Source organism: Apilactobacillus nanyangensis (genome assembly GCF_016861915.1).
In the GTDB taxonomy this organism is placed as follows: domain Bacteria; phylum Bacillota; class Bacilli; order Lactobacillales; family Lactobacillaceae; genus Apilactobacillus; species Apilactobacillus nanyangensis.
In genome coordinates this window covers 1-5,613 of the sequence record NZ_BOLX01000025.1, presented here as the reverse complement: position 1 = coordinate 5,613, position 5,613 = coordinate 1, and the positions used below count along the sequence as shown (strand labels likewise).

At 37.9% G+C, this 5,613-nt stretch carries 5 protein-coding genes; 2 read left to right on the top strand and 3 right to left on the bottom strand.

Features of this window, described 5'->3' with window-relative positions; all coding sequences use genetic code 11:
• Positions 1 to 101: 101 nt before the first annotated feature.
• From JUD45_RS06985 to JUD45_RS06975, 3 genes are all read right to left on the bottom strand, one after another.
• Positions 102 to 911, bottom strand: coding sequence for a hypothetical protein (locus JUD45_RS06985; protein WP_138726828.1), 810 nt, complete (start codon positions 909 to 911; stop codon positions 102 to 104).
• Positions 912 to 1,045: 134 nt separating this feature from the next.
• The gene (locus tag JUD45_RS06980; RefSeq protein ID WP_138726829.1) at positions 1,046 to 1,957 is read right to left on the bottom strand and encodes a proline iminopeptidase-family hydrolase; all 912 of its coding nucleotides are present in this window, start codon (positions 1,955 to 1,957) and stop codon (positions 1,046 to 1,048) included.
• 36 nt (positions 1,958 to 1,993) lie between these two features.
• On the bottom strand, positions 1,994 to 4,414 hold the full coding sequence (locus JUD45_RS06975) for a Xaa-Pro dipeptidyl-peptidase (protein ID WP_138726830.1): 2,421 nt from the start codon (positions 4,412 to 4,414) through the stop codon (positions 1,994 to 1,996).
• Between the two features lie 140 nt (positions 4,415 to 4,554).
• Between JUD45_RS06975 and JUD45_RS06970 the strand changes: the two genes are divergently transcribed.
• On the top strand, positions 4,555 to 4,971 hold the full coding sequence (locus JUD45_RS06970) for a bis(5'-nucleosyl)-tetraphosphatase (RefSeq protein ID WP_138726831.1): 417 nt from the start codon (positions 4,555 to 4,557) through the stop codon (positions 4,969 to 4,971).
• 3 nt (positions 4,972 to 4,974) lie between these two features.
• Complete coding sequence (locus JUD45_RS06965; RefSeq protein WP_138726832.1) at positions 4,975 to 5,529, top strand: guanylate kinase; 555 nt, start codon at positions 4,975 to 4,977, stop codon at positions 5,527 to 5,529.
• The last annotated feature ends 84 nt before the right edge of the window (positions 5,530 to 5,613 follow it).

The following is a 5,613-nucleotide window of genomic DNA, read 5'->3' as shown; positions in this document are numbered from 1 at the left end:
TAATTTTAATTCTTTAGAAAACATAAAAGAACCCCTTAGGTTAGATTTCTCCAACTCAAGGGGTTCAGTTCACCCACCAGAATATGGTAGGTTCTTTTTATTTACATAAAATTACTTGGTTCATCAGCATAGTCATTCATAAAGTTCTTAGCGTCACTGTATGATGCAAACTGACTGATGATGGTGATATCTTCTCTGTGTTGGCGGTCATTTCGATAATTGACCTGTTTTACTAAGAAATATTCTTTAATATCATCTAAGGCCTGTGATTCATTGTTTCTTACGTATATTTGTAGATAGACGTGTTGGTTGGAGAATTCCAGTTCACGTTTTGATAGTTTGATGTATCCCTTGGAATTCAATTGATTTTGGCGGGGATGCTTTTCTGCAAGGGCGTTATCGCTGTTACAGAAGTAAACTAAGAACCAGTAAATATTTAAGAAGAACATGAATAGGGCGAAACAGTTTCTAAATAGGGTTGGCCAGAAGTTAGAACCGGCCGAAAATGATCTTGCTTCGACGATGAATTTGAAGTCGATTAGACTTTCCAAGTTAGTGGCCAGTAAACAAACGGTGAAGACGATAATCCACACATATTTGTATAGCTTGATGAGTTGGCGCCAGAAATTGTGGTGCAAGTTATCAAGATATCGGTGATGCATTGAGGCTTCTGAAACTAAGAATAATCCACATAATAAAATGAAACAGATTAGGGGGATTTTGTAACTAGTGATTAAGTAGAAGATACTTAACAAAAAGTTATTCATTGAATTGGTTAGAAAAGACGGTACTCGATATCCAAAGACTTCAAGGACAACAAGGATAATTGCGCCTTCTCTGAATAGATTGATGAATCGTTCAACGCTGTTGCTGTTGGTTCGATTCAACACGATATTATAGACGTTTTGCATTTTTTTGAACTCCTTTAATTCATTAAAGATAGTTATACCATGAAAACATTAAAAATAATATAAAAAAAAGACCTAGTAGGTCTTTTTTTCAGAACCCAGTGGGTTCTTTTTTCAGACCCATTGGGTCTTTTTTATTACTTATTAAATGTATCGTTTTCCACTTCACGAATGAAAGTAGCCAAGTGATCGTAGTAAACAGGAGCGTTATCAATCATATGATGATGACCAGCGTTAGGAGTTGATACAAACTTAGCATTTGGAATCATCTCAGCCATACGTTTACCAGTTTCAACAGGCATTGATTCATGTTCACCGAAGGTAACTAGAGTAGGAACGTGGTTTTCTGATAAGTGATCAGTATTGTGCCATTCTCCTAATTTACCAGTGATAACGAATTCGTTATCGCCTTGGAACTTGTTGTAAATATCTGTGTTGGATACGCCGATTAAGTGTTCCAACTTAGATGGTTGTTTACGGTCGATGTAACCCTTATTTAGTTGGTCAACATCTTTTTGGTAACGTTCGTTATCGTAGTCGTTTTCGGCTTCACACTTCTTCATGAATGCTAATTCATCAGGAGCAAATTCCTTTTCACGAATTTCATCTAAGTGCTTAGTGTAATCGTCAATGTCATCGACCATTGATGAAATGATAGCACCCTTTAGGTGATCACCATATTTTTGTGCGTATAGTTGAACTAATACACCACCCCAAGATTGACCGATTAAGTAGAAGTCATCTAGACCTAATTTTTGTCTAACTTCTTCAACTTCATCAACGTAGTAGTCGTAAGTTAAAATCTTGTCAGCAACCTTAGGATCTGAAAAATCAGGGGTATCGGAATACCATGAACCTAATTGATCGTAGTAGGTAACGGCAACATCTAGACCTTGTTTCTTTAATTGGTCGGCTGAGTCTTCCCAGTACTCATGGGTTCCACCAGGGCCACCGTGTAGGGCAAGCAAGTTAATCTTGCCTTCACCAGAAGTGTGCGTCCATAAATGATAGCCATTATCTAAAGTGATAATTTTTGTTTGTTGTTTCATGACAATCCCTCGTTTCAATCTAAATTATTATTAATACTAGTCCTTGTTGAAGGGTAGTTCAACCGCTGAGTCTGATAAATCAATGGTGTACTTAACATCTTGGTTGCCACGAATGGATTTATCAAAGTCTGTTGCATAGATAACGACAGCTAGTTGATGACCAGCTTTAACTTTATATACATTTGGTTGTAAGTCAAAGTTGATTTCATAGAATTCATTAGCTTCTAAGTCGCTTACTTGATAAGCGTTGTTTCGGTTTTGCATGTTGATGTGACCTTCAGCAATCTTCTTGAATGGGGTCTTTTTACGACTCATCTTGAATTCGCGAAGGTTATCCTCACGCCATAGATAGCCTAATTGAATCTTTTCGTGATCAACTGATTCTGGTTGAGTGTTTAATCTGAAATCTTCATCTAAATCAATTAGTTGAGCGCTTAACATACCGAAGTCTTTTGAGGATGAAGCAGTTAAATGAATATGGGTTTTACCATTAATAGTGACATCCTTTAGAAGTTTATCAAAGGTGAATACCACACGGTTATTATTGATAGGAGTATCGCTTCCACCAATTACCAAATCATTTTCCCACTTATTGATGTCATTACAGTAACCTTCAAAGTCCTTTTCATCCAATGAGTCTGAGAAGCTAACTTTGTCGTCAGCAACTTCAGAATCATCTGATGGTTTAGCTAATTCAAAACGCTTTAGGTTTTCGTCTTCATCAAATTCATCGATTTCATACCAGTTTTGATCGGTAGCATTGTCTTGAACCAAGATGTTAGGGATTAGGTTGTCGGCATCGTTTTCAACGTCCATCAACTTGTTGGTGAACCATAGGTTAACCATATCAGTGAAATCAAGTGATTGGAATGCATTGATGTAGATGTGTTGACCTTGGTGTAAAATCATCTTCTTTGAGATGTTTAATGGGTCAACAGCATGCCAGATGTTTGCAACATTAATTGGTTTGACGTTTTCGTCGTTCAAACCGTGAATGAAGAACATGTCGGCCTTAATCTTCTTAGCGTCGTTTAGGTAGTTACGCTTGTCCCAAAAGGCGTTGTAATCACCAGAATTACGATCTTGTTCATTAGTGATGTTGGTTAATTGGATTTCCCATTTCTTTTCGTTCTTGATGTCTTCGGCAGCTGACTTCTTACGACTGTAGGTTTCGGCAGCTAACACATCGGCATCTTCACCTTGGAAACCACCGGGAGCCATAACTAATCCGTTTTCACGATAGTAGTCATACCAATTAGAAATTGCGGCTTCAACTAGGCAGGCCTTTAATCCGGCAACACCAGTTGTAGCAGCGGCAATTTGTAAGGTTCCTAGATATGAACGACCAGACATTGCGACGTTTCCGTTTGACCAGTAGGCTTCAATTTGATTGTTGTCGGTACGGTTAGTAAAGGCAACACGATTACCAGCAAGCCACTCGATAACGGCAGTTGCTGAGATGGTTTCATACTTGTCACCAGTGGTTCTAAATCCATCTGATTCGTAAGTTCCGATTCCAGCAGAGTAGACAACGGCGTATCCACGAGCAAGGAAGTAATCGTTTAGAGTGTATGATTGTTCACGGCTAAATGTTTGTTCAGCTTTTCTAGTCTTACCTTCAACATTACGTGCGGCTGGTAGTTCGGGTTCTTTTTCCTTCTTATTAATGTCCGATAGAGACACAGTGTTAGGTTCTTTGTGCTTAAGACCTAGGTTAACGTTGTGGGTTAACTTTTCACCGTCGGCATCGTTGGTGCCTTGGTTGTAAGGACTAGCAGTAAAGATGACCGGAACGGCCTTTTTGTTGCTTTCCTTTGGACGAATGATTTCAGTCTTTAGTAGGTCTAACTGACCGTCATTGTCTGTGTCCATAGGTGCTTCAACGTAAACGACTTCACGGATTAAATTGTTAGTGTCGTAGACCGGCATACTCTTACCATTAAAGATAAGTGGTTTGTCGAATTGGTTGTAGTTTTGGGCAAAATAACCTTCGCCGGCTAGGTAGTCTATTAAAGTAACACCGTATTTAGTGTGAGTATTTAATAGGAGGTACCACGCACAAATTACATCGTATAGGTTCATTGGATCGTGAACGTCAGCGATTGGTAGGTTTAGTGTTTGCATCTTAGTGATTGAGTTATCAATTAAGAAGTCTTCGCCGACTTTAAATTGTAGAAGTTGCAACGCAATGTTGTAAAACGCAATCTTTGATAGTGGGGCGTTTTTGTCTAGGTAGGTTAGTGCGTCGTCTTCGAAACTAGCCATGATTTGTGAGATTTTTTGTCCTCGAATGGCTAAACTTTGTGAATCTAAAAAGTAAGTCATCAAGAAGTGTTTTAATAAAGCTGATGGATTGTCAATTTTATCTGTTTCTTCATCTAAGAAATGAATAGCGCGTAATTCATTCTTAGCGACTTTTAAATTGTAATCAGCAATTGCATATTGATGATTTTTCATAAATATTCTCCTAACTATGTATAGGTTTGGTTTCATTATATCAGATTAAGCAAAACATCTATTCAGTTTTACTGATAAATACTTAATGATAACCTAGCAAAATGATATAATGATAGCAAATCAAATGTGGAGGGATGATTATGGTAACAGAGATTGACGGAGGCGCCATCGTGTACCGTGTAGTTGATAACAAACCAGTCTACCTATTGGAAAAAAGTGCTACTAGCGACTTTTGGGGATTCCCTAAGGGCCACGTGGAAGGCGACGAAACACTAGAACAAGCCGCAATTAGAGAAATTAAGGAAGAAACCGGTATTGATGCCACAATTGATACTGATTTTAGCATTGATGCTAATTATGACATGAAAAATGGTCACCATAAAGTGGTTACTTTCTATACTTCTGAAGTCGATAGTGATAAAGTAACGCTACAAGCTGAAGAAATCAGCGACTATGTCTGGGCTCCATTCGATGAAGCAATTAAGACCGTTACCTTTGATAACCTAAAAGACATTTTGAAACATACTAACGAATACATCGTAGAAAAGCTGGGATAGCCAATGGATGCAAAGAAATTAATAGTGATTACTGGTCCGGCGGGAAGTGGTAAGACTTCTCTTCGCGACTACGTGATTGACAAGTACCACGCAGCTAAAGTAATTACGCATACCACAAGATCGCCACGAGATGGTGAACAAAATGGTATTGATTATTATTTTGAAAATGAGGAATCATTTAATCAATTGCATTTATTGGAACACGTTGAATATTCACATGCCAAGTACGGATCCTCAATGGAAGGGATTAACGAAGCATGGGCCAAAAATGATTTAGCAATTATTGTTTTAGATACATTGGGAGCAGCTACATATAAGGAAAAACTGGGGGATCAATCGATTGTTTGGTTTGTCCAAGTCAACGACCCAGTTATCTTACGTGAACGAATGATTAAACGTGGCGATGATATCGAACGTGTTAATCAACGAATTTGTAGTAATGAATACAAACGTGATATTGAAATCCCAGACAATTTAAAAGATGTAGCAACCATCATTGAAAATAATGATTGGCAAAAAGCCCAAAACCAAGTTGATGAATTAATCAAAACAATCTAAAAAAGACCTTGAACTGAACCCCTTGAGTTGGAGAAATCTAACCTAAGGGGTTCTTTTATGTTTTCTAAAGAATTAAAATTAGCT

Excerpts from the sequence above, each read along its gene's own strand:
- JUD45_RS06985 (WP_138726828.1), bottom strand. The coding sequence starts at position 911 with ATGCAAAACGTCTATAATATCGTGTTGAATCGAACCAACAGCAACAGC.
- JUD45_RS06980 (WP_138726829.1), bottom strand. The coding sequence starts at position 1,957 with ATGAAACAACAAACAAAAATTATCACTTTAGATAATGGCTATCATTTA.
- JUD45_RS06975 (WP_138726830.1), bottom strand. The coding sequence starts at position 4,414 with ATGAAAAATCATCAATATGCAATTGCTGATTACAATTTAAAAGTCGCT.
- JUD45_RS06970 (WP_138726831.1), top strand. The coding sequence starts at position 4,555 with ATGGTAACAGAGATTGACGGAGGCGCCATCGTGTACCGTGTAGTTGAT.
- JUD45_RS06965 (WP_138726832.1), top strand. The coding sequence starts at position 4,975 with ATGGATGCAAAGAAATTAATAGTGATTACTGGTCCGGCGGGAAGTGGT.